Below are 22,894 nucleotides of genomic sequence, written 5' to 3'. Positions count from 1 at the left end.
CAAACTGTGAGCAAGATCAGTCCGCTCAGCGGGTTCCCGGAATTCCTCCCACAAGATCGCATCGTCGAGCTGGAGTTCCTCGACACCATCCGGGAGACGTTCGAGCTGCACGGCTTCGCGTCGGTCGAGACCCGCGCGGTGGAGCCGGTCGAGCGCTTGTCCAACCAGGGCGAGGACGCCGACAAGGAGATCTACGGCGTACGGCGGCTCGCGGCCGGCGAAGGCGAGGACGCGTCCCTCGGTCTGCACTTCGACCTGACCGTCCCGTTCGCGCGGTACGTGCTGGAGCACGGCGGCAAGCTCGCCTTCCCGTTCCGCCGCTACCAGATCCAGAAGGTGTGGCGCGGTGAGCGTCCGCAGGAGGGCCGGTACCGCGAGTTCACCCAGGCCGATATCGACATCGTCGACAGCGGTGAGCTGCCGAACCACTACGAGGTCGAGCTGCCGCTGGTGATCGCGGACGCGCTGCGCAAGCTGCCGGTGCCCGAGTTCGTGATCAAGGTGAACAACCGCAAGATCCCCGAGGGCTTCTACCGCGGTCTCGGCCTGGACGACGTCACCACCGTGCTCCGGATCGTCGACAAGATCGACAAGATCGGTCCGGAGAAGGTGGTCGAGCGCCTGGTCGAGTCCGGTGCGACGGACAAGCAGGCCCGGCTGGCGGTTCAGCTGGCTGACATCTCCAGCACCGACACGTCGTTCGTTGAGCAGGTGCGCGCGCTCGGTGTCGAGCACCCGACGCTGGACGAGGGGCTCGAGCAGCTCAGCCAGGTGATGGCCGCCGCGACCGAGCACGCACCCGGTCTGCTGCTGGCCGATCTGCGGATCGCCCGTGGTCTGGACTACTACACCGGCGCCGTCTACGAGATCTACCTGGTCGGCCAGGAGTCGTTCGGATCCGTCGGTGGTGGCGGCCGGTACGACGCACTCGCGTCGGACGGCAAGACGACGTACCCGGGTGTCGGGATCTCCATCGGTGTCTCGCGACTGGTGCACCGGCTGGTGTCGCAGGGACTGCTGAAGGGCAGCCGCAGTACGCCGACCGCCGTACTGGTCGCGTTGAACGCGGAAGAGGACCGGGCCGAGGCGATGCGGACCGCGGCACAGTTGCGGGGCCGGGGGATCCCGGTCGAGGTCGCACCCGCGGCGGCGAAGTTCGGGAAGCAGATCAAGTTCGCGGACCGGCGCGGGATTCCGTTCGTGCTCTTCAGCACCGAGAACGGACCGGAGATCAAGGACATTCGCAGCGGTGAGCAGGTGGCGGTCGACCCAGCCACCTGGGCGCCGCCGGCAGCCGACGTACGACCGAAAATCAACACTCAGGAGAACTCGTGATCCGTACCCATTCCGCAGGCTCGTTGCGTGCCGAGCACGCCGGGCAGACCGTCACGCTGGCCGGCTGGGTGGCGCGGCGGCGTGATCACGGCGGCGTGGCGTTCATCGACCTGCGCGATTCCAGCGGCACGGTCCAGGTCGTCATCCGCGACGAGGAGGTCGCGCACCCGCTGCGTGCCGAGTTCTGCCTGAAGATCGTCGGCGAGGTGAACGCGCGCCCGGAGGGCAACGCGAACCCGAACCTGCCGACCGGTGAGATCGAGGTCATCGCGACCGAGGTCGAGGTGCTGAACTCGGCCGACCCGCTGCCGTTCCCGGTCGAGGAGCACCACGCGACCCCGGTGAACGAAGAGGTCCGGCTCAAGTACCGCTACCTCGACCTGCGCCGCCAGGGCCCGGGTGCGGCGCTCCGGCTGCGCAGCCAGGTCAACAAGGCCGCCCGCGACGTGCTCGCGCAGCATGATTTCGTCGAGATCGAGACGCCGACGCTGACCAAGTCGACGCCGGAAGGTGCCCGCGACTTCCTGGTCCCGGCCCGCCTGCAGCCCGGCTCGTGGTACGCGCTTCCGCAGTCGCCGCAGCTGTTCAAGCAGCTGCTGATGGTGGCCGGCATGGAGCGGTACTACCAGATCGCGCGCTGCTACCGCGACGAGGACTTCCGCGCCGACCGGCAGCCGGAGTTCACCCAGCTCGACATCGAGATGAGCTTCGTCGACCAGGACGACGTGATCGCGCTGGCCGAAGAGGTGCTGGCCGCGCTCTGGAAGCTGATCGGGTACGACGTCCAGACCCCGATCCCGCGGATGACCTATGCCGAGGCGATGGCGCGGTTCGGTTCCGACAAGCCCGACCTGCGGATGGGCCTCGAGCTCGTCGAGTGCACCGAGTACTTCAAGGACACCCCGTTCCGGGTCTTCCAGGCGCCGTACGTCGGTGCGGTCGTGATGCCGGGCGGTGCGGACCAGCCGCGCAAGCAGCTGGACGCGTGGCAGGAGTGGGCGAAGCAGCGTGGCGCTCGCGGACTGGCCTATGTGCTCGTCGGCCAGGACGGTGAGCTCGGCGGTCCGGTCGCCAAGAACCTGTCCGAACAAGAGCGTGCGGGACTGGCCGACCACGTCGGTGCGAAGCCGGGCGACTGCATCTTCTTCGCTGCCGGTCCGATCAAGACCTCGCGGGCGTTGCTGGGTGCGGCCCGGTTGGAGATCGGCCGCCGCGGTGGCCTGATCGACGAGTCGGCCTGGTCGTTCCTGTGGGTCGTCGACGCGCCGCTGTTCGAGCCGGCCGACGACGCGACCGCTGCCGGTGACGTCGCAGTGGGTTCGGGTGCGTGGACGGCTGTGCACCACGCCTTCACATCGCCGAAGCCGGACTCGCTGGAGACGTTCGACACCGACCCGGGCAACGCGCTGGCCTACGCCTACGACATCGTCTGCAACGGCAACGAGATCGGCGGCGGGTCGATCCGTATCCACCGCGAGGACATCCAGAAGCGTGTCTTCAAGGTGATGGGCCTGACGGATGAGGAGGCGACCGAGAAGTTCGGCTTCCTGCTCGACGCGTTCAAGTTCGGCGCGCCGCCGCACGGCGGGATCGCGTTCGGCTGGGACCGGATCACCGCGCTGCTCGCCGGTACCGAGTCGATCCGCGACGTGATCGCGTTCCCGAAGTCCGGCGGTGGGTTCGACCCGCTGACCGCGGCCCCGGCGCCGATCACCCCGGCCCAGCGCAAGGAAGCGGGCGTGGACTTCAAGCCCTCCGCGGAGAAGAAGGCCTGACGCTGTTGCGTACTTGAGCAACCCGCGTACGGCGGTGCGAAGGTGGCGGTGCGGTGACCGGTGGTCGCCGCACCTCGCCCCTCCTACCGCCCAGGAGTTGCCATGCTCAAACGCGTTCTCGCGTCTGTTGTCGCTGTCGCCGCCGGCAGTTTCGCCATCACCGTTCCGGCGTACGCGGCCCCCTTCCAGACCACAGCGACCAATCTGAACATCCGGGCCGACGCCTATCTGTCGGCCGCCGTGGTCAAGGTGCTGGCCGGGCCGACGTCGGTCGAGGTCGACTGCCAGAAGTCCGGTGACTCCGTCACGGTCGGCTCCCGGACGACGACCTGGTGGGCCCGTCTGCCGGCTCATGGCGGCTACGCCACGGTCGCGTACCTCGACACCCCGGGCACGAAGCTTCCCGGCGTACCGGACTGCCCGCAGGATCCGCCGCAGACCGGTGACGTGACACTGGCCGACGTACAGGCCATGTTCGGTTCGCGGATCGCGAACCCGTCGCTCGTCCAGACCGGGCTGCCGTCGCTCAACCAGGCGATGCGGGACGCGCAGGTCAACACGGTGTATCGCAAGGCCGCGTTCCTGGCGACGTTGGTGCACGAGTCGCGGCTGGAGTACAACATCCGCGAGATCGGTGACACCCGGCTGTATGGCGGCCGCGGCTACATCCAGCTCACCGGTGACTTCAACTACCGCCCGGCCGGCCAGTGGCTCGGTATCGACTTGATCAACAACCCGGAGTTGGCTCGCGATATTCGCTACAGCGCGCAGATCGCTCGCTGGTACTGGACTGTCGCGCGCAACATCAACCCGTATGCCGACCAGCTGAAGATGGGCCGGGTCAACGCCGCGATCGGCTACCCGGTCGGCACCGAGGACCAGCGGCGGTGTGAAACCTTCCGCACCGCGATCACCTACCTGTCCGGCCAGCCGGCTCCCGCGGTGAACTGCAGCCGGACGGCGAAGATGTCCGGCGACACCACCAGGCTCACCCGCGCCCAGTTCGACGCGCTGGCCAGGGTCCCGGGAGCGCCCGGCACCGTGGGCTGATCAGCAGGGTCGAAAGGGTTGAGACCAGGCGGGATCTGGTGAAAAGTCACTGTGGCGTGTGACTCACAGGAAACATTTCACCGGATTCCGCCCCAGGAGCTCCCTATGGTTCTTCGCCGTCTCAGCACTCTGCTCGCCGGTCTCGTCATCGTGATGGCCGGTCTGGTCGCCGCGACCCCGGCGTACGCGGCCGTCTTCTCCACCTACGGCAGCGGCGTGAACGTCCGCGCCGACGCCTACCTGTCCGCAGCCATCGTCCGGACGCTGCCCGGGCCGACCCAGATCGACGTCGACTGCCAGAAGCGGGGCGACCGCGTCACCACCTCGGAAGGCACCAGCGAGTGGTGGGCACATGTCCCCGCACTCGGCGGGTACGTATCGGTCGTGTTCGTCGCGATCCCCGAGGACAAGCTGCCCGGCGTCGACGAATGTGGTGTCGACCCGGACCCGCCGACCGGTGACATCACGCTGGCCGACGTCCAGGCCATGTTCGGTTCGCGGATCGCAAACCCGACGATCGTGCAGGAGGGCCTGCCGTCGCTGAACCAGGCGATGCGGGACGCGCAGGTCAACACGGTGTATCGCAAGGCCGCGTTCCTGGCGACGTTGGTGCACGAGTCGCGGCTGGAGTACAACATCCGCGAGATCGGCGACACCCGCCCGTACGGCGGCCGCGGCTACATCCAGCTCACCGGTGACTTCAACTACCGCCCGGCCGGCCAGTGGCTCGGTATCGACCTGATCAACAACCCGGAGCTGGCTCGCGACATCCGGTACAGCGCCCAGATCGCCCGCTGGTACTGGACCGTCGCGCGCAACATCAACCCGTACGCCGACCAGCTCAAGATGGGCCGAGTCAACGCCGCGATCGGCTACCCGGCCGGCGACGAGGACGGCCGCCGCTGCGAAACCTTCCGCACCGCCATCGCCTACCTGTCCGGCCAACCGGCCCCCGCGGTGAACTGCAGCCGCACCGGCAAGATGGCCGAGGACACCACCAGGCTCACCCGCGCCCAGTTCGACGCCCTGGCCAAGGAAGCCAACGGCACCCGCGGCTGACCCACCGAACCACCCCACGACCCGGCCGGACCCCCCGAGGGCCCGGCCGGATCGTGTCGCTCAGCCGTACAACTTCGACCAGACCTGCTTCCCGTCCTTGTCGAAGGCTCGAGCGTCGACCTCCAGCCGGGTGTTGTCCTTCGGCACCCCTGACAGCTCTCCGACGAGATAGCCCATGTTGTCGGCCACCCTCATCGAGTACCAGGCTGATGCCCCGTTGACTCCCCGGATCCGGAGCTGCACGTGGTCGACCTCGTCCGCGGCACGGAACTGGTACTCGACGACGGCTGTGATCTCCGGTCCATCGCCCCGGTACGACGGACTCCAGGTGCCGGTCACCGGTTCCGTCTCGTTGTAGAAGCCGCCGCTGCCGTCCCACCAGGTCATCAGGCCGTTCAAGCAGTGGAAGGCCATCGAGCTGATGGTGCTCTCGAAAGACAGCACCATGTGCCGCCCGCCGGGTGATGCCGGGTCCTTGACCCAGCGCGCAGAGCGGATCGTCGCGGTGTCTACGTCCACCGGATCGAGCCAGGCGGGGGAGTTCCCGTGGGCGTCGATCTGCGGGGTCAGGCACTGACGCGCGGCTGCCCGGGCCTCACTGTCGCTGGCCGGACCGAGATCGGTGGACTCGATCGCGGACGCCTTGGCGGGTACCTGGCTGACCTTGGCCGGCCTGGCCGGCCTGGTCGGACCTGCCGGTTCCGGCTGTCCGCCGCCGGTGTGGCCCAGGTAGAAGACTCCGGTGGTGATCAACGCGCAGGCGCAGGCGGCGGCGAGGATCGGGGTCCAGGACTGCGTCCGGCGTTTGCGGGACTGACGAGCCTTGCGGACCAGGTCGTGCTTCACGTCTGCGGCGTACCCGGGGTCGAGTTGTTCGACCGGTGGGGGTGTGGTGAGGTTCATCGGGGGTCCTCCAGCAGGGCGGGCAGGCGGCGGCGGGCCCGGGAGAGGCGGGCCTTGACGGTGCCTTCGGCGACCCCCAGGACCGCCGCGGCTTCGGCGAGCGTCAGCTCTGCCCAATAGACGAGCTCGACGGTCTCGCGCTCGTGGGCCGGAAGGGCAGACAGGGCTGCCCGAACGGCCTGGATGTGTTTCTCGGAGTCGACGCGCGCAGCGACCGCCTCGGAGTGGTCCGGGTGGTCCAGGGGCGCTGGTTGGCGGAGCAGGAACTGTGCCAGCCGCCGTCTGGAGCGGACGCTGTTGCGCAGCTCGTTGCGGGCGATCGCCAGCAGCCAGGGCTTCGCCGTACCGTGCTGCAGCGGTCCGACGTCGGTGCGGCCGAACTGCTTCCAGGCGGTCACAAACGTCGCCTGTACGGCGTCATCGGCGTACGCGTAGGAGCCCGTATGCCGGACCGCGTACGCGTGCACGGCTGCGGCGTACCGGGTGAACAGCTCGCCCAGCGCCTCCGGTTCCTGGCGGCGCAGGGCGTCCCAGAGATCGTCGTCCCCGGTCTCCGGCGGAGGGCGATCGACCTGCCGCGAAATCGTCGTCATACCCATCAGGGTCCACAGCTCGGGGTGTGGTTGCCACCGGTTAGATCGGGCGGGCGCGCACCCAGCTGGTGTCCGGTGTGAGGTACTCCGCCAGTCGCAACCCGGCCTCGGTGAACTGACCGGCCAGCTGCTGTTCGGTGAGGTTCTGAGTCAGTACCCGCTGCGACCACGTCCGGCCGTTGCGGGTGTGCGTCAGCGTGGCAGCAACCTTGTTGCCGGGCAGGTGCTCGACCTCGGAGATCTCCATCCGGCCGCGCTCACTCACCAGTACGACAGGCTCGGCGAGTTGAGTAGGCAGCTGCTGCTGGATCAGCACCGAGCCGTCCGGGCGAACGTGGTGCGCGCAGGTCCGGAGCAACCGCAGCCGCTCTGCGTCGTCGGCGACGTTGATCAGATAGGACATCATCAGGACGACATCGAACCGCCGGCCGAGCCGCAGCTCGCCGATGGTCGACTGGATCGTCTCGGTCTCGGTGATCCGGGCGATCATCCCGGCCGACTCGTCGACCGCCACAACCTCGTGACCGCGGGCCAGCAACGGCTTGGTGATGCGCCCGGTCCCGCAGCCCAGCTCGAGAATGCTGCTCTTCGGATCGATCGCGTTGTCGATGAGTTCGTCCTCGCCGTGCGCCTCCGCCAGCTCGTACATCTCGATCGCGCTGCCGTCCGGCGTCTGTGGGCCTGGTCCGCTGCCACCTTGTCCGACTCTCATACTTCAAGTCTTCCAACCCCCGCCAAAGCGGCCACTCTTTCGGTCGACGCCGAAAGTACTACGCTCGGCAGATGGCCCACGGCGTACCGATCGAGCTGCTCGCGCACCTGCGCCGCGCCCGGGACGTTGCCGACCGCAACTATGCCGAACCCCTCGACCTGGCCGCACTGGCCGCGGCCGCCGGCGTCTCGAAGTACCACTTCCTGCGCTGTTTCGCCGCCGAGTACGGCGAGACACCCATGCAGTACGTCACCCGCCGCCGGATCGAACGCGCGGCAGACCTGTTACGCGCCACCAACCTGACCGTCACCGAGGTCTGCGAGCTGGTCGGCTACACCAGCCTCGGCACCTTCTCCCGCCGTTTCCGCGAACTCGTCGGCGTACCACCGACGACGTACCAGCGCACCCAGGCCGGTTCCCGGATCCCGGGCTGCTACGTGTTCATGCTCGGCCTCGACTCCGCAATTCCGGAGAAGCAACCACCGCCCGCCGGGACCTACCGTCGTGATGACACCAACCACGAGGAGACACCGTGATCACCAACGTGCACCTGGTCACCGTCTATGTCCACGACATCGACGAGGCCAAGGCGTTCTACACCGAGAAACTCGGCTTCACCCTCAAGAACGACATCACCCTCAGCGAAGACTTCCGCTGGGTCACCGTCCACCAGGCCGACCACCCGGAACTCGAACTCGCCCTGATGCTCCCCGGCCCACCCATGGACCCCGAGTCCGCCGACGCCATCCGCCGCATCATGGCCAAAGGCATGATGCACGGCGTCGGCCTGGCCACCGACGACTGCCACAAAACCTTCGCCGACCTGAAAGCCAAAGGCGTAGACCACATCCAGGAACCCTCCGACCGCCCGTACGGCGTCGAAGCCGTCCTCCGCGACAACTCCGGCAACTGGCTCGTCCTGGTCGAACAACGCCCGTACTCCCCGAGCGACTTTGCCTAGTACCCGCCGGCGTGCTCCGCAGCCTGCAGAGCCGGCTTGACAGCCACTTGTTTGTATCAATACATTTGGTACAAACGAGTGGAGGGAGCGGGGGATGCTGGCCATTCTGGGGCTTGCGATGGTGATCCTGGTGGTGGTGTGGTCGCAGCGGAAGAAGACGGCTCGGTCCGAGGTGAACCGGCTGATTCAGCACGGGGGGCTGCCGGCTGACCCCGATCTTGCCGAGTCGGCGATCGGGTGGTTCCAGCGCCGGGTCGGGATGCTCACCATGGGGTACCTGCTGGGGATCTTGGTGGGCGGTGTCGTGCTGCTGTTCAGCGGGCGGGCGTTCCGCTTCGGTCCGGAGACCGGCTCGGGTGCAGGCCTTGGCCCGATTGTGTGGGCGTTCGCGGCAGCGGCCTTCATCGGTGGTGGCCTGACTCTGCTGGACGCCTACCGGGCCGTGCGACGGTCGAAGGTCGACGGGCCCCGGACGGCGACGCTGCGGCCACGCCGCTTGGGTGACTACCTGACCCCGGTCGAGACGGCGATCCACTACGGGGTCGTCGCGATACCCCTGGTGTGCATCGGATTGGGAGTCGGCGTGCTCAGCTCGGACAATCGTCCGGCGCGCGGTTGGCTGCTGGTTGCGAGTGGTTCGGTTGCCGTGCTGCTGTGGGGCGTGGGTCTGGCTCTTGAGCGGATGGCGCTTCGGGTCAGCCAGCCGTCCGGGCGGCCGGCGCAACTGCTCTGGCATGAGGCGTACCGGGCGGCGACGCTGCGCGACCTTGGTACGGCGATCATCACGGTCAGCTGGCTTCTGGGGGCATCGGTGCCGTCGTCGTTCGAGTGGCAGGGGCACGCGATGTACTTCGGGGATGTCGCGTTCGGGCTGTTCGTGGTGTCGATGGGGCTTGTCCTGGTGCACTCCTGGATCCCCATGACCCCATGGGCTCTGCGCCGGGTACGGCGGGTTGCCGGATGATCATCTCGGTGGATCCGGCGGCAGCGAAACCGCCGTACGAGCAGGTGAAGGAACAGATCGACGGGCTGATTCGGCGGGGGGAGCTGGCCCAGGGGGTGCGGTTGCCGACGGTGCGGCAACTGGCGGGGGATCTGGGGCTGGCGGTCAACACGGTGGCTCGGGCCTACAAGGAGCTCGAGGCTGATCGGATGATCGAGACGCGGGGGCGGAACGGGACGTTCGTGCTGGCGTCGCGGAGTCAGGTCGACGACGAGGAGACGCGGGCGGCGGCGACGGTGCTGGCGCGGGCGGCCCGGCGGGCGGGGATCAGCCTGGCCGAGGCGACCGAGATCCTGCATCGCGCCTGGTAGAGATCCGATCTCCCGGAAACGATTCCAAATACCCAGGGCAACGTTGTAACGAGGCCTGTACACGCTCTCACGGGATTGCTACTGTCCGGCCAGATTTGACATCGATGTCAGCGACAGGGGAGTGGTCACGATGGTCTCGAGACGAACGTTCCTGGCGGGCAGCGGTGCAGTGACGGCAGGTGGGATCGGACTGGTTCCGGGCCTGACAAGCGCTGCGAATGCTGCACCATCGACGTCCGGCAGCCCCGCCCGGCTGCTGCCGGCCTTCAACCGCCCGAAGCACCTGCACTACGGCGATGCGAGCAAACTCAGCGGTCAGGATCAGACTTTGCTGACAACGTTGCAAGGCATCGTCAACCGCGCGCAGCCCGAGCTGTACTTCCTCTACGACACCGGCACCCAGAGCACGCCGGACACCAAGTGGCTGACCGACATGCGCCTGCCGACGACGCTCTACCGCAACCCGCTCGACCTGGTGGCGAAGTACCGGCACCGGGTCCGCGGTGCGATCGTCTACGACGCGGGCGTACCGGATTCGCTCAACGTCGCGACCACCCTGGCCGGCCTCGAGGACTGCGTGGTCGCGAACGCCGATCAGGCCAAGGCGCACGGCCTGAAGATCGTGCAGGACCTGCGCGGGAAGTTCGACGACGACCGGGTGAAGACGTACCGGTGGCAGCTCGACAACCTGTTCCCGCGGGTCACCCACAAACTGCTGGCCGGGCTGCCGCCGACCCGGGTGGTCGCGGTCGAGAACGTGCAGTGGCAGGAGATCGCCCGCGAGACCCGCCAGATCCGGGACTCGTCCAACCGCGGCAACTACGACCTGGACGTGTCGCCCAAGCTCGGCAAGGGCAAGGTGTACGTCCGGTGGCAGGACTCGTTCGGCGACGACGGCTGGGGACCGTCGGTCTCCGAGGTGTGGGTGAAGGCGAACGGCGTCGAGATCGCGCACTTCAAGCCAGGGACGCCGGAGGAGGAGCAGTACCTCTTCGACGGCGCGAACTCGAGTATCGGTGGTGAGGCCAACCGCTTCAGCGACGGCGGCGGCTACTACATCTACGCGTTCGACCCACCGGCCGGTACGACGTCCCTCGTGGTGACCGTGACGATGTGGAACCAGTACTTGGTCTCGATCACCGACACCGCGCCCACGCGGATCGAACCGTTCGCGTACTTCCGCGACTACGTGGTGGCCACCAAGGCCCTGGTGAGCTGGCTACCGCCGAGTGGGGCAACCGGTGAGCTGCTGATCGAGCACTTCGCCAAGTGGCCGACACTCGCGCCGTACATGGGCTGGTTCGCGAACGACGTCGCCGGTGAGTGGGACGGTGTCGACCTCGCGTCGAAGGGTGGTTCGCCGGTGATCGCGGCGGACTTCTACATGAACGGGACCGTGCATGCCGGGTTCACCGCACCGATCTCGGAGAAGGTCCGGCCGGTCCGGCGGATCAGCAAGCCGAAGAACAAGGTCTATCTGACGTTGACCTTCGGTGAGGGCGACAACATCCAGTACTGCCAGCGCCACATGCGCGACCTGTGGGACGACCCGAAGCGTGGCGAGGCTCCGGCGAACTGGACGATCAGTCCGATGCTGCTGGAGACCGGTCCGGGACTGTTCAGTCACTTCCAGCGGACTGCCACCGCCAACGACCTACTGGTCTGTGGACCGTCCGGTGCGGGCTACACCTACCCCGGCTCGTGGGTACCGAGCGAGTTCACCCAGTTCCTCAAGCTCACCGGCTCACAACTGCGCCGTACCGGCATGGATCAGGTGTACTCGTACAGCCACCGTGAGAACGACAAGTGGGTCGTGCTCTCGGAGGAGATCGCCGCCGGGTTCGCGAAGTACACGCCGCTGAAGGGCATCATGCAGACCTGGGACGGTGACCTGCTCGCGGTCCGCCAGGGCGGCCTGCCGATCGCCGGCCAGTGGGGTGCGCCGGGTAAGGCCGGCGAGTACAAGAGCGCTCTGGATGCTCAGCTCGCGAAGTGGGACGGTACGAAGCCGCTGTTCATTTCCGGCGGTATCAACGCTTGGAACTGGACACCGTCCGACATCGCCGAGCTGGCCGGTCTGCTCGACGACCGGTACGAGCTGGTGCTGGCCAACGCGTTCTTCGACCTGCTGAACCGCGTACTGCCGTAACAAGAGGCTCCGGCGGGCGCTCGGTGCGCCCGCCGGAGCAGCGGTCAGCGGAAGAGCTTGTAGGCGTTGTGGACGGTGTAGCCGGCGACCTCACGGCCCAGCGTCGCACCGACGGTGTCCGCCGTGCGGGTGTGAATGCCCGACCAGACGCGGGCGTCGACGTTCTCGACGGTGAGCTGTCGCCAGTTCGTGTAGGTGCGGGTCACGCCGGGAGCCGTCGGGCTGCCGATCGTGTAGGGCTTCGCCGTCCGCGGTCCCACCAAACTGGTCAGCACCTGCTCAGCGGAACCGGAGTACGTGGTGTGACCGCTGGGGTAGTCCGGGTGAGCCGGTGTGTTGTGCAGGGGCGTCCACTCTGCATCCACGGTCGCGCGCAACGCAGTCACCGGGCGCCAGCGCTGGTACGCGTACTTGGTGTCGGAGGTGGCGATCTGGGTGTCCACGGAGGCGACGTGGAACAGGGCGACCAGCTTGACGCGCTCGGCCAACGGGCGCTGCGCTGCCTCGGCTACTGCGACGCGTAGCGGTTCGGTGTAGAGCACGTACGACGAGCCGTACCAGAACTGCGCCGTGTCGGTCTGGGCCTGGGTACGGGTGGTGCTGTCGAGGGCCCCGTCGGCACGGACCTCGGCCAGGTCGCGGTTGTACCGCGGACTCCCCAGCGCAGGTGGCGGACCGGGCCGGAACTGGTCCGCGGTCTTCAGCAGGAACGGCTTCGCCAGCCGGTTGCCGTACTGCGTTCCGGGGCTGTACGTCGGCGGTGTCGGACGCCAGACGCCCGCGTCGCTGGATGGTGGTGTGAACGGTGCGTTGACCGACGCCGGGTCCAGTCCGTCGTTGGCGCGGGAGGCCAGGACAGCCTTGGCCTGCTGGCGTCCAGCCGCCGTACCGGCAGTCTCGTCAGCGCCGTCCGGGATCCGGTCGAGCGTGGTGGCGAGCGCCTCGTCGAGCTGCGCCTTGCGAGCAGGCATGAGCGTCACCAAGGTCTCGTGGACCGCCGCGGCCAGTGCGGCCTCTTTGTACGGCGTTGCTGCAGCAGGTGACCGCGTGAGCGCGCGACCGGCCGCGAGCCAGCCGATCGCCCAGGTGCGGTTGTTCGTCACCTGGGTCGGCGCGCCGGCCGCGGTGATCGTGCTCGCGGTGACGTCGTACCACTCGAGGGCGACGTCGACCGGCCGGGTGGGTGTGCCTGCTGCCGGTCCGGCAAGCACTGTGGACAGGATCAGGGCGGGAACGGCCGCCAGGACAAGGGCTTTGTGTTGGGTCGTCACCCGAGAAGCGTGACAGGTGACGGCCCTCCCCAAAGACCTATATCACTACTTGGGAACTAGACATTCAGCTTGACATCACCAGTGGTGCGCGACGTCGATCACCAGCCGGTCGGACAGCGTGATGACCCGGAACGGCAGCCGGGCGCGGACGCCGAGGCCGAGAGTCGTCTGGCCTTCGAAGCTTCCGGCGTACGCGACCTGCCGGAAGGTGTCGTAGCCGCGGACGTCCGGGGCCTTGAGCGGTTTGCTCGACGGTGCCCGGACGATGAGCTGCAGCTTCGCGCCGCCGCGCAACGGGACGACGAAGCCGGAGCCGTCCTGGGTGACGTTGCTGACGTAGCGAACGTCGTACCCCGGGGCTCGGCCTTGCAGGTCGACGACGAGCCGGTCGAAACAGGCATGCCGTCCGGTGCGGACGCCGACTGCCGGGGACTGGACCATCCGGGCGTTCGCTTCGGGCAGCGATCCCCAGCCGGACGGGCAGGCGGTGGTGGCAGCGACGGTCTGAGGGGCGGGGGACGAGCCGGGAGCAGCTAGCGCGGCCACGGGCAGTGCGGCCACCGCAAGCGCGGCGAGGATCGTCTTCGTGGGGATGTGGTTGATGTTCATGATGGTCCCCCTCTCAGGACTTACTCGTTGGACGCCGGCTGGGCGGGATTGGTTGACTGCGACGATGACTCCAGACGAACTGCTCGACGTGTTCCACCGCCGCATCCGGCTGCCGGACGCGGACACGATCCCCGGCTGGAAGGTCGAGCACGACGGCCTGGTGCACCGCTCGTACGTCGAGGGCCCGGAAGGCGCGGGTTTCGTCGAGACACCGCGCGGGCTGGGCGACGACCCGGACGCCGTCATCGCGGGTGAACTCGCGTTCTTCGGCGAGCGCGGATTGTCGTTCGAGTGGAAGACCTACGCGTACGACGAACCGGCCGACCTCGGTGAGCGGCTGGTCCGGGCCGGGTTCACTGCGGAGGAGCCGGAGACGCTGATCCTGGGTGAGGTCGACCGGATCCTCGAACGGCCGTCGGCGCTGCCGTCGAAGGCGGTCCTGCGTGAGGCCGAGGGGCCGGACGATTTCCACCGGATCGCCGTACTGATGGACTCGCTCTGGCACAACGGCCTGACCGGGGTCGAGGAACGGCTGGCGGCCGAGGCGCGGATGTTCCCGGAGCGGTTGTCGGTGTTCCTGATCGAGGACGCGCTGCGCGGTTCTGCCGGTCCGGTGGCCTCGGCGGCCTGGATCCGGTTCCACCCGGGCACCGGCTTCGCCAGCCTGTGGGGCGGCGGCACGCTGCCCGAGTGGCGGCGGCAGGGCCTCTACAGCTCACTGCTGGTGCACCGGGCCCGGTTGGCCAAGGAACGCGGGTACGAATTCCTCCGTGTCGACGCCTCGGAGGACTCCCGCCCGATCCTGCAGAAACTGGGCCTCTACGGCGTCACCACCACCACGCCGTACCAGTGGACTCCCGAGACACGCTGACCTGGTCGGCGGAACGACACGCCGAGGCTGTACGTTGCCGTCATTATGGCTCTGAAAATCACCTCGCGCTTTCGCCGCCTGCTGCAGCGTCCCGGATCGATCAACCTCGGCCCTTACGAGCGGCTCTCGCAGCTGGTGCTCGAGGCGGAGGAGACTGTCGAGCCGCTGACCGACGAGGAGCTGACCGAGTCCGTCAGTGAGCTCCGGACCACCGGTGGGCTGCACGAGGACGAGCAGATCGAGTTCCTGGCACTGGCGCGGGACGCGGCTCGGCGCACGCTGGGTGAGTCGGCGTTCGACGGCCAGATCGTCGGCGCGCTGGCGATGATGCAGGGCCGCGTGGTCGAGATGGCGACCGGTGAGGGCAAGACGCTCGCCGGTGCGTTCGCCGCAGCCGGGTACGCGGTCGGTGGTCGCAGGGTGCACGTGCTGGCGGTCAACGACTACCTGGCCCGTCGCGACGCGGAGTGGATGGCGCCGGTCTACGAGCTGCTCGGGGTGACCGTGTCGCACGTCGGCCAGGCCTCCACGCCGGAGGAGCGGCGGACGGCGTACCAGGCTGAGGTTTGTTACGTGCCGGTCAGCGAGGTCGGTTTCGACGTACTGCGTGACCGGCTCGTCAACGACGTGTCCGAGCGGGTCACTGCCGAGCCGGACGTGGCGCTGGTCGACGAGGCCGACTCGGTGCTGATCGACGAGGCTCGCGTACCGCTGGTGCTCGCCGGGGCGACCCGGACCGAGGAGCTGGACGACGACGTCGTACAGATCGTCCGCACGCTGCGCGCCGGGGTCGACTACGAGATCGACGGCGACGGCCGGACGGTCGCGCTGACGGATCGCGGGACCGACAAGGTCGAGAAGCTGCTCGGTGAGCGCGCAGCTGAGGTTGCCGCGGCCGACAAGGCCGCCGCCGCTGACGCCGCCGACGAGACCCCCGTGGACGACACCGTCGCGGACGACACCGCCGATGCCGAGGCGACCGATGCCGAGGCGACCGATGCCGAGGAGACGACCGGCGCGGACGACGAGGCCGAGGTCGAGGCGCCGAGTGTCAACCTGTACGACGACGAGAACCTCGACCGGCTGACCCAGATCAACGTCGCGCTGCACGCCGAGGTGCTGCTGCGCAAGGACGTCGACTACCTGGTCCGCGACGGCAAGGTCAGCCTGATCAACAACAACCGCGGCCGGATCGCCAAGCTGCAGCGCTGGCCCGACGGACTGCAGGCCGCCGTCGAGGCGAAGGAAGCCGTCCCGGTCAGCGACTCCGGTGAGGTGCTCGACAGCATCACCGTGCAGGCGCTGATCAAGGGCTACAAGTCGCTGTGTGGCATGACCGGTACGGCGGTCGTGGTCGGCGAGTCGCTCCAGGAGTTCTACGACGTCGAGGTGGCCGTCGTACCGCCGAACAAGCCGAACATCCGCAAGGACGCCGAGGACCGGCTCTACCTGACCGTCGAGCAGAAGAACGTCGCGCTCGTCGAGCACATCGCCGAGGTGCACGAGACCGGCCGCCCGATCCTGATCGGCACCCACAGTGTCGAGGAGTCCGAGCAGCTGAGCGACCGGCTCGAGGCCGCCGGGATCCCGCACGTCGTGCTGAACGCGAAGAACGACGCCGAGGAGGCCGCCATCATCGCCGAGGCCGGTGTCCCCGGCACGGTGACGGTCTCCACCCAGATGGCCGGTCGCGGTACCGACATCCGCCTCGGTGGCAAGGACGAGTCGCACGACAAGGACAAGGCCATCGAGCTCGGCGGCCTGTACGTCATCGGCACCGGCCTGCACGCCTCGCGCCGGCTCGACGACCAGCTGCGCGGCCGCGCCGGCCGCCAGGGTGACCCGGGCGGTTCGCTGTTCTTCGCCAGCCTCGGCGACGAGCTCGTCGTCCGGTACTCCGTTTCGTCCGGCCTGCGCCCGCACCCGGACGAGACCGGCCGCCTCAACGACCGCAAGTCCGTCGGCATGCTCGACCACGCCCAGCGGGTCGCGGACGGCGCCAACGCCGAGCTGCACCGTACGACGTGGCAGTACCACCGGCTCACCGGTCAGCAGCGGTCGATCCTGCTCGACACCCGCGAGAAGGTGCTGACCGAGGATCTCGCCGCGACCGAGCTGTCCGAGCGGGTCAAGGAGAAGTACGACGAACTGGTCGAGGAGCACGGCGAGGACAAGGTGAAGGACGCCGCCCGGCGGATCGCCCTGCACCACCTCGACCGCCGCTGGACCGACCACCTGGCCTTCCTGGCAGACCTGCGCGAAGGTATCCACCTGCGCTCACTGGCCGGCGGCATCGTGCACATGAAGCCGATCGACGAGTTCAACAAGTCCGCGATCGCGTCGTTCGACACGCTCATCGCCGACGCCTGGAAGGACGCCGCCGAGACCTTCGCCGAAGCCTCCATCACGGACTCCGGCCTGGACGAGGCAGCCTCCGGCGTACCGCGCCCGACCGCCACCTGGACCTACCTGGTCAACGACAACCCCTTCGGCACCGAGGCCGACCGGATCCTCGGCCGCCTCCGCAACGCCATCCGCCCGCAGTCCGGCGCCGAGCCCGAGGAGATCCTGCCCGAGGAGTTCGACGAGGACGACCTGCCGGAGGAACTCCGCGACGCCGACGACCTCCCCGAGGAACTCCGCGAGGCCGACGACGAGGACGATGACAAGGGCAGCAAGAAATAACTGTCCGTAGAGGTAGGTAGGCTCTCACCTTGTGAGTGAGGGCTTGTTCGATCTGCCGGGAGCTCCTGCGCCTGCGAGAGGCGGCGGGAGCCTGGCGGACGTGGACCATACGGCGGCACCACTGGCTGTCCGGATGCGTCCACGCAGCCTGGACGAGCTCGTCGGCCAGCAACACCTGCTGGCCCCGGGCTCGCCGCTGCGCCGACTGGTCGAGGGCGACCAGCCGATGTCGTTGCTGCTCTGGGGCCCGCCCGGCACGGGGAAGACCACGATCGCGGCCGTCGTCTCCCACCAGACGAACCGCAAGTTCGTCGAGCTGTCCGCGGTCACGGCCGGGGTGAAGGACGTCCGCCAGGTGATCGACGGCGCCCGACGCGACCTGGCCCGCCCAGGCGGCGCGGTCGAGACGGTCCTCTTCATCGACGAGGTCCACCGCTTCACGAAGGCCCAGCAGGACGCCCTCCTGCCCGGCGTCGAGAACCGCTGGGTCACCCTGGTCGCCGCCACCACCGAGAACCCGTTCTTCTCAGTCATCTCACCCCTCCTCTCCCGCTCCCTCCTCCTCACCCTCGAATCCCTCACCGACAACGACATCTCGGTGCTGCTGGACCGCGCCTTGGTGGACGAGCGAGGCCTGGCCGGCGAGTTCACCCTGGCCACAGACGCCCGCGACCACCTCCTCCGCATGGCCGGCGGAGACGCCCGCCGAGCCCTCACCTACCTGGAGGCGGCAGCAGGCGGAGCCCGCGCCAAGCAACCCACCACCACCCCCGGGACGACCACCCCCTTCCCCACCCCCTCCGCGACGATCGACCTCGAGACTCTCGAGACGGCGGTCGACCAGGCCGCCGTACGGTATGACCGGGCGGGGGACCAGCACTACGACGTGGCTTCGGCGCTGATCAAGTCGATTCGTGGTTCGGACGTGGATGCGGCGATGCACTACCTGGCGCGGATGATCGTGGCCGGTGAGGATCCGCGGTTCATCGCGCGCCGGCTGGTGATCTCGGCCAGTGAGGACATCGGCATGGGTGACCCGACCGCTCTCGGCGTCGCGGTTGCCGCGGCCGACGCCGTACAGCTCATCGGTATGCCGGAGGCGCGGATCAACCTGGCGCAGGCAGTCGTCGCGCTCGCCCTGGCCCCGAAGTCCAACGCCGTCATCACCGCCGTCGACGCCGCGATCGCCGACGTGAAGGCCGGCAAGATCGGCCCGGTCCCGTCCCACCTCCGCGACGCCCACTACGCCGGTGCCAAGAAGATCGGCCACGGCTCGTCGTACCAGTACTCCCACAACGATCCCCGCGGTGTCGTCGGCCAGCAGTACGCCCCCGACGTCATCGACGGCACCGACTACTACACCCCCACCCGCCGCGGTGGCGAAGCGGCGTACGCCGACCGCGTCGACGCCATCCGCAAGATCCTCAGGAATCGCAAATGACCCAACTCGACGACCACGTCACCGCGTTCAACCACGCAGTCACCACCGGCGACTGGGACACCTTCGCCACCCGCTTCGCCGAAGACGCCCGGATGACCTTCGTCGGCGTCCCAGCCGGCCCCTTCACCGGCCGCGCCACCATCGCCGCCGCCTACGCGGCAAACCCACCCACCGAAACCATGACCCTGCTCGACCCCGCCACCGGCCGCTTCCAATGGTCCGGCGGCGGCACCGGCACCATGCACGTGACCTGGGCCCCCAACGGCACCGTCCAAGAGCTCACAGTCGCCTTCGACTAGTCCTCCGGGTAGGGCATCGTCGCCCGGCGCTCGAACGGCCACGGCAGCAGCTCAGGCGCCCAGAACGACTCGCTGACCACCAACTGAGTTCCCCGGCGCAGCAGGAAGATCCGCTCGAAGTCCTGCTGCAGTACGGCGTCGCCCGCCTCCGCCGTCAGCAGCGTGACCACGTGTCCCGCGATCTCGTCGTACTGCGGCCCCGGCTCCTCGAACTTGTCGAGCCGGAACCCGACGCTGATCTCGGGCTCACCGAGCACCAGGTTCGGCCGGCTGACGGGGTGCACGGTGATCCGCAGGCCGGTCGCGGTCTTGTGGGTCGTGAGGTACCAGACCTCCGGCACCAGCAGCCGGCTGATCACCTCAGCGGGCGTCGCCGTACAAAGCTGAAACGTGTACTCGATCGCCACCCACTCACTCTAGAGCCGGTTTGGTGGGGGACTGTTATGTGGGGGATGGTGTCCTGGACGGTTGTGCGGTATGGGCGCGCGATAGGGTCGTGCGGTCCACGAGGTCGCAACGGAAGGTGGATCGTTTTCCATGAGCGTCGGTGAAGTCGCAGGGCTGATAGCGGCCTGTGCACTGCTCATCCTGGTGGGGTTGCTCGCCTATCCGATCCTGAAGCTCGGGAAGGTGCTGGACGAGACCCGGATCATGGTGAAGGGCGTCTCCGATTCCAGCGTGCCGTTGCTGGGTGAGGTCACCACGACGGTGGCCACCACGAACGCACAGCTGGCCAAGGTGGACACGATCACCGACAACGCGACCACGGTGACCACGAACGCGGCAGCGCTGGTGTCGCTGTTCTCGGCGACCGCGGGCGGGCCGCTGGTGAAGGCGGCGGCGTTCACGTACGGCGTGCGCCGGGCGCTCGGTGAGCAGCAGCGCAAGGACGTGAGCCGCCGGGTGAAGGACGAGATGAAGGCCGAGCGGAAGGCGCGGAAGCGGTGAAGCGGATCTTCTGGCTGATCGTCGGGATCGCCGTGGGTGTCTACGCGGTGACCCGGTTGAAGAAGCGGGCGCAGGTGCTCGCCCCCGAGTCCGTGCAGGAGTCGGCGGCCAAACTCGCCGCCGCGGTCCGGCACTTCGGTGACCAGGTCCGCGAGGGCATGGCGGAGCGGGAAGCAGAATTGAAGGACGCGTTGGGCATTGATGCAGACCCAGCAGGCGACACACGTAAGGACTACCGGTAACACCATGGAAACCAGTGAGATCAGGCGGCGGTTCCTGAGCTACTTCGAGGACCGCGGCCACACGGTGGTGCCGAGTGCGCCGCTCCCGTCGCCGGACCCGAACCTGCTGTTCAACGTGGCCGGGATGGCCCAGTTCGTGCCGTACTTCGTGGGCCAGCAGACGCCGCCGTACGCGCGGGCGACCAGTGTCCAGAAGTGTGTCCGGACGCTCGACATCGAAGAGGTCGGGAAGACCACCCGGCACGGCACGTTCTTCCAGATGAACGGCAACTTCTCCTTCGGCGACTACTTCAAGGAGCAGGCGGTCCAGTACGCCTGGGAGCTCGTCACGAAGTCGCAGGCCGACGGCGGCTACGGGTTCGACGAGTCCAAGCTCTACGCCTCGGTGTACTACGAGGACGACGAGGCGATCGACATCTGGAAGCGGGTCGCCGGCCTGCCCGACGACCGGATCGTCCGCCTCGGCATGAAGGACAACTTCTGGTCGATGGGCATCCCCGGCCCGTGCGGCCCGTGCTCGGAGATCCTGATCGACCGTGGCCCGGAGTTCGGCGCGGACCGGGACTGGGAGGCGGGCGACCGCTACCTGGAGTTCTGGAACCTGGTCTTCATGCAGAACATCCGCGGCGAGGGTGGCGGCAAGGAGGGCTACCCGATCCTCGGCGAGCTGCCGAAGAAGAACATCGACACCGGTCTCGGCCTCGAGCGGGTCGCGTACCTGCTGCAGGGCGTCGACAACATGTACGAGATCGACGAGATCTTCCCGGTGATCGAGCAGGCCTCGGAGCTGACCGGCCGCAAGTACGGCGTGGACCAGGTCGACGACGTCCGGTTCCGGGTCATCGCCGACCACGTCCGCAGTGCGCTGATGCTGATCGGCGACGGTGTCACCCCGGGCAACGAGCAGGGCGGTTACGTCCTGCGCCGGCTGCTGCGCCGCGCGATCCGCTCGGTCCGCCTGCTGGGCTACGAGGACCCGAGCCTGGTCGAGCTGCTGCCGGTCAGCCTGCAGCAGATGAAGAAGTCGTACCCGGAGCTGGAGGCCGACTTCGGCCGGATCAGCCAGGTCGCGTATGCCGAGGAGGAGGCGTTCCGCCGGACTCTGACGGCCGGTACGACGATCTTCGACCTGGCCGTGAAGGAGACCAAGGCCGGTGGCGCGCACCAGCTCGAGGGCGCGAAGGCGTTCCAGCTGCACGACACCTACGGGTTCCCGATCGATCTGACCGTCGAGATGGCTTCCGAGCAGGGCCTGAACGTCGACACCGAGGGTTTCCGGTCGCTGATGAAGGAACAGCGCGACCGGGCCAAGGCGGACGCGCGGGCCAAGAAGGCCGGTCACGCGGACACCACGGGCTACCGCGAGCTGCGGGAGGCCGGGGTCACCGAGTTCACCGGCTACCAGGAGCTGACCACCGATTCGCGGGTCCGCGGTCTGCTCCGCGACGGTGTGGTCGCGAACGCGGCCGAGCAGGGCGAGACCGTCGAGGTCGTGCTGGAGAAGACCCCGTTCTACGCCGAGTCCGGTGGCCAGATCGCCGACGAGGGCCTGATCGTGGCCGACGGCGTGAAGCTGAAGGTGCTCGACGTCCAGCGTCCGGTCAAGGGCCTGATCGTGCACAAGGTCGAGGTGGTCGAGGGCGTCCTGCGTCCGGGCCTCGACGTACAGGCCGAGGTCGACCACGAGTGGCGGGTCTCGGCCTGCCAGGCGCACTCCGGCACGCACGTCGTGCACGCGGCGCTGCGCCAGGTGCTCGGCCCGAACGCGCTGCAGAGCGGTTCGTACAACAAGCCCGGCTACCTGCGACTCGACTTCGCGTGGGGCTCGGCGCTGGACCAAGCCACTCGCTCCGAGATCGAAGAGGTCGCGAACCTCGCCGTACGGCAGGACCTGCCGGTCGCGGCGCAGTACATGACGCTGCCGGAGGCTCGGGAGTGGGGCGCGCTGGCGCTGTTCGGTGAGACGTACGACGAGCAGGTCCGGGTCGTCGAGATCGGCGGCCCGTGGTCGCGTGAGCTCTGCGGTGGCACGCACGTGAAGCACTCGTCGCAGGTCGGTGCACTGACCGTCACCAGCGAGTCCTCGGTCGGCGCCGGTGTGCGTCGTGTCGAGGCCCTCGTCGGCATGGAGGCACTGCGCTACCTGGGCAAGGAGCGGGCACTGGTCCGGCTGCTCAGCGAGAACCTGAAGGCCCGTCCGGAGGAGCTGGTGGCCAAGGTCGCCGACCTGTCCGACCGGCTGCGTGCGGCGGAGAAGGAGCTGCAGCAGATCCGCGCCGCACAGGTGCTGCAGGCCGCGGCCGAGCTGGCGAGCAGCCCGAAGGACGTCTTCGGCGTCCAGTACGTCGGTCACCGCGCACCCGACGGCGTGAACGGTGGGGACCTGCGCAAGCTGGCTCTCGACATCCGTGGCCGGATGGGCGAGGACAAGCCGGCCGTCGTGGCCGTCCTGAGCGTGAACGACGGCAAGCCCGGCATCGTGATCGCACTGAACGACACCGCTCGCGAGTGGCGGCTGTCGGCCGGCGACCTGGTCCGCGTCGCCGCCGAGAAGCTCGGTGGCAAGGGTGGCGGCAAGGCCGATGTCGCTCAGGGTGGTGGCACGGACGCGTCCGGTGCCGACGCCGCGCTGGCCGCTGTCGAGCACACCGTCGGTCACCTGGTGACGGGCTAGCAC

General features: G+C 68.3%; 22 protein-coding genes. 16 read left to right on the top strand and 6 right to left on the bottom strand.

What is annotated here, in order from left to right; all coding sequences use genetic code 11:
* Window positions 1-6: 6 nt before the first annotated feature.
* The 4 genes from hisS (at window position 7) to ACFCV3_RS14570 (ending at window position 5,219) form a co-directional block, all read left to right on the top strand.
* Entirely contained in the window at window positions 7-1,335 is a 1,329-nt protein-coding gene (gene hisS, locus ACFCV3_RS14585) for a histidine--tRNA ligase (RefSeq protein WP_376030273.1), read from the top strand.
* On the top strand, window positions 1,332-3,110 hold the full coding sequence (gene aspS / locus ACFCV3_RS14580; RefSeq protein WP_376030271.1) for an aspartate--tRNA ligase: 1,779 nt from the start codon (window positions 1,332-1,334) through the stop codon (window positions 3,108-3,110). Before hisS ends, aspS begins: the two co-directional genes overlap by 4 nt.
* A gap of 102 nt (window positions 3,111-3,212) precedes the next feature.
* On the top strand, window positions 3,213-4,160 hold the full coding sequence (locus tag ACFCV3_RS14575) for a glycoside hydrolase family 19 protein (protein WP_376030270.1): 948 nt from the start codon (window positions 3,213-3,215) through the stop codon (window positions 4,158-4,160).
* Window positions 4,161-4,265: 105 nt separating this feature from the next.
* On the top strand, window positions 4,266-5,219 hold the full coding sequence (locus ACFCV3_RS14570; RefSeq protein WP_376030268.1) for a glycoside hydrolase family 19 protein: 954 nt from the start codon (window positions 4,266-4,268) through the stop codon (window positions 5,217-5,219).
* Window positions 5,220-5,279: 60 nt separating this feature from the next.
* On the opposite strand, the gene ACFCV3_RS14565 is transcribed toward ACFCV3_RS14570, so the two are convergent.
* From ACFCV3_RS14565 to ACFCV3_RS14555, 3 genes are read right to left on the bottom strand one after another with little or no spacing between them, the layout of a single operon-like run.
* Window positions 5,280-6,122 (bottom strand): hypothetical protein, encoded by an 843-nt coding sequence (locus ACFCV3_RS14565; protein ID WP_376030267.1) that lies wholly within the window; start codon window positions 6,120-6,122, stop codon window positions 5,280-5,282.
* Complete coding sequence (locus tag ACFCV3_RS14560) at window positions 6,119-6,715, bottom strand: RNA polymerase sigma factor (protein ID WP_376030265.1); 597 nt, start codon at window positions 6,713-6,715, stop codon at window positions 6,119-6,121. Before ACFCV3_RS14560 ends, ACFCV3_RS14565 begins: the two co-directional genes overlap by 4 nt.
* A gap of 40 nt (window positions 6,716-6,755) precedes the next feature.
* Window positions 6,756-7,427 (bottom strand): class I SAM-dependent methyltransferase, encoded by a 672-nt coding sequence (locus ACFCV3_RS14555; protein WP_376030264.1) that lies wholly within the window; start codon window positions 7,425-7,427, stop codon window positions 6,756-6,758.
* A 71-nt stretch (window positions 7,428-7,498) separates the two neighbouring features.
* Between ACFCV3_RS14555 and ACFCV3_RS14550 the strand changes: the two genes are divergently transcribed.
* The 5 genes from ACFCV3_RS14550 (at window position 7,499) to ACFCV3_RS14530 (ending at window position 11,851) form a co-directional block, all read left to right on the top strand.
* Window positions 7,499-7,963 (top strand): helix-turn-helix transcriptional regulator, encoded by a 465-nt coding sequence (locus ACFCV3_RS14550; protein WP_376030262.1) that lies wholly within the window; start codon window positions 7,499-7,501, stop codon window positions 7,961-7,963.
* Entirely contained in the window at window positions 7,960-8,388 is a 429-nt protein-coding gene (locus tag ACFCV3_RS14545; protein WP_376030260.1) for a VOC family protein, read from the top strand. The genes ACFCV3_RS14550 and ACFCV3_RS14545 overlap by 4 nt, the downstream gene beginning before the upstream one ends.
* A 94-nt stretch (window positions 8,389-8,482) precedes the next feature.
* Window positions 8,483-9,352: a hypothetical protein gene (locus tag ACFCV3_RS14540; RefSeq protein WP_376030259.1), complete on the top strand. Its 870-nt coding sequence runs from the start codon at window positions 8,483-8,485 to the stop codon at window positions 9,350-9,352.
* The gene (locus tag ACFCV3_RS14535; RefSeq protein ID WP_376030257.1) at window positions 9,349-9,702 is read left to right on the top strand and encodes a GntR family transcriptional regulator; all 354 of its coding nucleotides are present in this window, start codon (window positions 9,349-9,351) and stop codon (window positions 9,700-9,702) included. Before ACFCV3_RS14540 ends, ACFCV3_RS14535 begins: the two co-directional genes overlap by 4 nt.
* A 130-nt stretch (window positions 9,703-9,832) precedes the next feature.
* Window positions 9,833-11,851 carry a GxGYxYP domain-containing protein gene (locus tag ACFCV3_RS14530; protein WP_376030255.1) on the top strand — a complete coding sequence of 673 codons (2,019 nt, stop codon included), beginning with the start codon at window positions 9,833-9,835 and terminating at the stop codon, window positions 11,849-11,851.
* Between the two features lie 44 nt (window positions 11,852-11,895).
* On the opposite strand, the gene ACFCV3_RS14525 is transcribed toward ACFCV3_RS14530, so the two are convergent.
* Complete coding sequence (locus ACFCV3_RS14525; protein WP_376030253.1) at window positions 11,896-13,122, bottom strand: vanadium-dependent haloperoxidase; 1,227 nt, start codon at window positions 13,120-13,122, stop codon at window positions 11,896-11,898.
* 75 nt (window positions 13,123-13,197) lie between these two features.
* A complete protein-coding gene (locus ACFCV3_RS14520; protein WP_376030251.1) occupies window positions 13,198-13,731 on the bottom strand; it encodes a hypothetical protein in 534 nt (177 codons plus the stop codon).
* A gap of 64 nt (window positions 13,732-13,795) precedes the next feature.
* Here ACFCV3_RS14520 and ACFCV3_RS14515 point away from each other — a divergent pair, with 64 nt between their 5' ends.
* The 4 genes from ACFCV3_RS14515 to ACFCV3_RS14500 are packed head-to-tail and all read left to right on the top strand — an operon-like array spanning window position 13,796 to window position 19,027.
* A complete protein-coding gene (locus ACFCV3_RS14515) occupies window positions 13,796-14,602 on the top strand; it encodes a GNAT family N-acetyltransferase (RefSeq protein ID WP_376030249.1) in 807 nt (268 codons plus the stop codon).
* Between the two features lie 45 nt (window positions 14,603-14,647).
* Complete coding sequence (locus ACFCV3_RS14510) at window positions 14,648-17,287, top strand: accessory Sec system translocase SecA2 (protein ID WP_376030248.1); 2,640 nt, start codon at window positions 14,648-14,650, stop codon at window positions 17,285-17,287.
* 31 nt (window positions 17,288-17,318) lie between these two features.
* Window positions 17,319-18,728: a replication-associated recombination protein A gene (locus tag ACFCV3_RS14505; protein ID WP_376030246.1), complete on the top strand. Its 1,410-nt coding sequence runs from the start codon at window positions 17,319-17,321 to the stop codon at window positions 18,726-18,728.
* Window positions 18,725-19,027 carry a nuclear transport factor 2 family protein gene (locus ACFCV3_RS14500; RefSeq protein WP_376030244.1) on the top strand — a complete coding sequence of 101 codons (303 nt, stop codon included), beginning with the start codon at window positions 18,725-18,727 and terminating at the stop codon, window positions 19,025-19,027. Before ACFCV3_RS14505 ends, ACFCV3_RS14500 begins: the two co-directional genes overlap by 4 nt.
* On the opposite strand, the gene ACFCV3_RS14495 is transcribed toward ACFCV3_RS14500, so the two are convergent.
* A complete protein-coding gene (locus ACFCV3_RS14495) occupies window positions 19,024-19,434 on the bottom strand; it encodes a SitI3 family protein (protein ID WP_376030243.1) in 411 nt (136 codons plus the stop codon). The genes ACFCV3_RS14500 and ACFCV3_RS14495 overlap by 4 nt on opposite strands.
* A 130-nt stretch (window positions 19,435-19,564) precedes the next feature.
* On the opposite strand from ACFCV3_RS14495, the gene ACFCV3_RS14490 reads away from it, so the two are divergent.
* Genes ACFCV3_RS14490 through alaS form a run of 3 tightly spaced genes read left to right on the top strand, consistent with a single transcriptional unit; the run spans window position 19,565 to window position 22,891 of the window.
* Window positions 19,565-19,975: a DUF948 domain-containing protein gene (locus ACFCV3_RS14490; RefSeq protein ID WP_132402025.1), complete on the top strand. Its 411-nt coding sequence runs from the start codon at window positions 19,565-19,567 to the stop codon at window positions 19,973-19,975.
* Complete coding sequence (locus ACFCV3_RS14485) at window positions 19,972-20,217, top strand: DUF6167 family protein (RefSeq protein ID WP_376030241.1); 246 nt, start codon at window positions 19,972-19,974, stop codon at window positions 20,215-20,217. The genes ACFCV3_RS14490 and ACFCV3_RS14485 overlap by 4 nt, the downstream gene beginning before the upstream one ends.
* 4 nt (window positions 20,218-20,221) lie before the next feature.
* Window positions 20,222-22,891 (top strand): alanine--tRNA ligase, encoded by a 2,670-nt coding sequence (alaS, locus tag ACFCV3_RS14480; protein WP_376030240.1) that lies wholly within the window; start codon window positions 20,222-20,224, stop codon window positions 22,889-22,891.
* Window positions 22,892-22,894 lie beyond the last annotated feature (3 nt).

It is taken from the genome of Kribbella sp. NPDC056345 (assembly GCF_042262745.1).
Taxonomy (GTDB): domain Bacteria; phylum Actinomycetota; class Actinomycetes; order Propionibacteriales; family Kribbellaceae; genus Kribbella.
Note: the sequence above shows the minus strand (reverse complement) of the source record. Positions and strands in the feature narration are given on the sequence as shown.

Coding starts and splice junctions, on each gene's coding strand:
- ACFCV3_RS14490 (WP_132402025.1), top strand. CDS start 19,565: ATGAGCGTCGGTGAAGTCGCAGGGCTGATAGCGGCCTGTGCACTGCTC.
- ACFCV3_RS14540 (WP_376030259.1), top strand. CDS start 8,483: ATGCTGGCCATTCTGGGGCTTGCGATGGTGATCCTGGTGGTGGTGTGG.
- alaS (WP_376030240.1), top strand. CDS start 20,222: ATGGAAACCAGTGAGATCAGGCGGCGGTTCCTGAGCTACTTCGAGGAC.
- ACFCV3_RS14565 (WP_376030267.1), bottom strand. CDS start 6,122: ATGAACCTCACCACACCCCCACCGGTCGAACAACTCGACCCCGGGTAC.
- ACFCV3_RS14550 (WP_376030262.1), top strand. CDS start 7,499: ATGGCCCACGGCGTACCGATCGAGCTGCTCGCGCACCTGCGCCGCGCC.
- ACFCV3_RS14510 (WP_376030248.1), top strand. CDS start 14,648: ATGGCTCTGAAAATCACCTCGCGCTTTCGCCGCCTGCTGCAGCGTCCC.
- ACFCV3_RS14560 (WP_376030265.1), bottom strand. CDS start 6,715: ATGACGACGATTTCGCGGCAGGTCGATCGCCCTCCGCCGGAGACCGGG.
- ACFCV3_RS14535 (WP_376030257.1), top strand. CDS start 9,349: ATGATCATCTCGGTGGATCCGGCGGCAGCGAAACCGCCGTACGAGCAG.
- ACFCV3_RS14515 (WP_376030249.1), top strand. CDS start 13,796: ATGACTCCAGACGAACTGCTCGACGTGTTCCACCGCCGCATCCGGCTG.
- ACFCV3_RS14570 (WP_376030268.1), top strand. CDS start 4,266: ATGGTTCTTCGCCGTCTCAGCACTCTGCTCGCCGGTCTCGTCATCGTG.
- ACFCV3_RS14530 (WP_376030255.1), top strand. CDS start 9,833: ATGGTCTCGAGACGAACGTTCCTGGCGGGCAGCGGTGCAGTGACGGCA.
- ACFCV3_RS14520 (WP_376030251.1), bottom strand. CDS start 13,731: ATGAACATCAACCACATCCCCACGAAGACGATCCTCGCCGCGCTTGCG.
- ACFCV3_RS14555 (WP_376030264.1), bottom strand. CDS start 7,427: ATGAGAGTCGGACAAGGTGGCAGCGGACCAGGCCCACAGACGCCGGAC.
- ACFCV3_RS14500 (WP_376030244.1), top strand. CDS start 18,725: ATGACCCAACTCGACGACCACGTCACCGCGTTCAACCACGCAGTCACC.
- ACFCV3_RS14575 (WP_376030270.1), top strand. CDS start 3,213: ATGCTCAAACGCGTTCTCGCGTCTGTTGTCGCTGTCGCCGCCGGCAGT.